Genomic DNA, 2,744 nt, shown 5'->3' with positions numbered 1-2,744 from the left:
CGCACAAAGTCGAAGGGCAATTGTAGCCCGAAACTTTGGAGAACTGATATTCCGATGGGTGAAATGAGGGGGTAACGTCCCGAAGCGCCACCCTAATACTCCGAATGGCGGGGAGCATGCAACGGCTCTCTCCAAAAGTTTATAGAGCTCGGTGAAGTCGGCAGAGAGCAACCGTAAGACTGGTTTTCAGACCAGACACGAAAGCTGTCCAGAGGTGGATGGTGTTGCCTATATGCCGGGGGTCGGATATCCATGGTGAGAATGTATGAAAATACTGACGAAATTCTGAATGTACGAGTCTAAACGTTGATGCTGTCGAAAGGCAGTACACCTTTCATGGTGGTATCTGTGGGCGAGTAAAATTGGTTGTTATGAAAGTCCATGCATCGTTACAGGCGGTGCGGTTATGCATGACCAGATACAGGCTTAGAGGAAGAACCTAAAGATATCCAATGATAGGAATATCGGAACGTGGAAAGCTGGGAACACGGAGGCGGTTGCAAGCCAATGATGTGGTGGATGGGAATACCTTCGCGAGAGGGCAATAACCATTCTTTATTCCAGTGAGAGTAGTGGCACAGTACCTGTGAAGCCGTGAATAAGTAAGCGGTGGAGGGATAGCCACAAGTCGAATTCAGCAAAGAAAATGAAAACACAACAAACACAGCTTCGAGTATGACAAAGAAAATCCAAACCGAAGGGAGAGGATGCCTGTGTTGACTTCGGGGCAGCAAGAAAGGAAAAGTAAACAGAGAAAAATCCGCAACTCAGAGTATTACGACATGGAAGGTACTTTTGACAGGCTGTATGCAGAAAGTAAGAAAGATAAAACCTTCAACCATCTGATGGAAATCATCGAGAGTGAAGAAAATATCAAGCTTGCATACAGAACGATAAAGAAGAATACAGGAAGTGATACTTCGGGAGTGGATAAAAGGACGATAGCCGACCTTGCAAAGTTAAGCGAGGAAGAATACGTCCGTCTCATACGGAAACAATTCAGTAATTATCATCCACGACCCGTAAGGCGAGTGGATATACCAAAGCCCAATGGAAAGACCAGACCTCTGGGAATTCCAACTATCGTAGATCGGATCGTACAGCAATGTATTTTGCAGGTCATGGAGCCGATATGTGAAGCAAAATTCAGTGAGAACTCCAACGGGTTCCGCCCGAACCGTTCCGCTGAGACTGCTATTGCGCAATGCATGAGGCTGATACAGGTACAGCATCTGTACCATGTGGTTGACCTCGATATTAAAGGCTTCTTTGATAATATCAGCCATACAAAGCTGATTCGTCAGATATGGGCATTGGGAATCCGGGACAAAAAGCTGTTATGCATTATAAAAGAGATGCTGAAAGCACCTGTTGTTCTGCCAAATGGAGAGAAAACATATCCCGCACGGGGTACCCCGCAAGGCGGTATTTTGTCGCCATTGCTTGCAAACATCGTATTGAATGAACTGGATTGGTGGATTGCTTCCCAGTGGGAGCAGATGCCAACAAAGACAAAATTCAAAACAAGGAGCAATGCGCAGGGAACAGAGATTAAGAGCCACGCCTACAGGGCTCTGCGCCGGAGCAGACTAAAAGAGATGCATGCAGTTCGGTACGCAGATGATTTTAAAATTTTCTGCGCAACACATGAGGATGCTGTCAGAGCATACAAGGCAACAGAGTTATGGCTAAAGGACAGGCTGGGGCTGGAAATCAGCCCTGACAAATCCAAAGTAGTTAATCTCAAAAGACAGTATTCTGATTTTCTCGGGTTCAAACTGAAAGTCCGTAAAAAGGGTAAGAAATATGTAGTTCGGTCTCATATGAGCGATAAAGCATACAAAAAGGCTCATGAAAAAGTCTCGGAAGAAGTAAAGAAACTGGCTCATTCGTCAGATGATAATGCTCAGTTCATGCAGCTTCAGAAATACAACTCTGTAGTTGCCGGACTTCATGAATACTATTGTATTTCTACAGAAGTATCTCATGACTTCAGCAGACTTGCCTTCAGTATCAACAAACAGCTCAGAAACAGACTGAAAGGCGACTTATCCAAAAAGGGACAACTCAGAAATGGGTTTATTAAAGAAAAGTATGGAGCAAGCAGACAGATGAGGTTCCTTCATGGACGTCCGGTGGTTCCACTGGGATATGTCCAGTCAAAGAATGCCCAGCATAAAAGGAAATCCATCAATAAATATACGGTCAAAGGTCGGGAACAGATTCATAAGAATCTTGCAATCGACACAGCGACAATGTTATGGCTGATGAGAAATCCTGTAAAAGGCAGAACCATTGAATATGCGGATAACCGTATTTCTTTGTATGCGGCACAGTATGGTAAATGTGCAGTGACAGGAATTCCGATGAATTCCCACGATATTCACTGCCACCATAAAGTACCGGTAAGCAATGGCGGTTCGGATGAATACGCAAATCTTATTCTTGTCAGCAAAGCGGTTCATATCCTTATCCATGCTTCTTCAGAACCTACGATTGAGAAGTACCTGAAATCCTTAAATCTTGACAATAAACAAATAGAAAAGCTTAACAAACTTCGTACTATGGCAGAAATGCCACCTATTATTCTTTGAATTTAATGCTGTAACGAAGTGTGTAAGTTGTGTTTAAAAGCCCTGGACGGCTGAATTCGATGGAGCGCCGTGTGCGGTGAAAGTCGCATGCACGGTGTGGAGCGGGGGAAAATCCGGAGATAACTTCAAAGGATTACCTATCGCTATCGG

At 44.4% G+C, this 2,744-nt stretch carries 1 protein-coding gene; it reads left to right on the top strand.

Features of this window, described 5'->3' with window-relative positions:
• The first annotated feature begins 707 nt into the window (after nt 1-707).
• Entirely contained in the window at nt 708-2,594 is a 1,887-nt protein-coding gene (ltrA, locus tag ACTNES_RS20375; protein ID WP_441040522.1) for a group II intron reverse transcriptase/maturase, read from the top strand.
• Nucleotides 2,595-2,744: the final 150 nt, after the last annotated feature.

The organism is Blautia sp. HCP3S3_D9 (assembly GCF_052063845.1).
Taxonomy (GTDB): Bacteria; Bacillota; Clostridia; order Lachnospirales; family Lachnospiraceae; genus Blautia_A.
The sequence above is the reverse complement of the archived record's forward strand: the minus strand, read 5'-3'. Positions and strand labels throughout refer to the sequence as shown.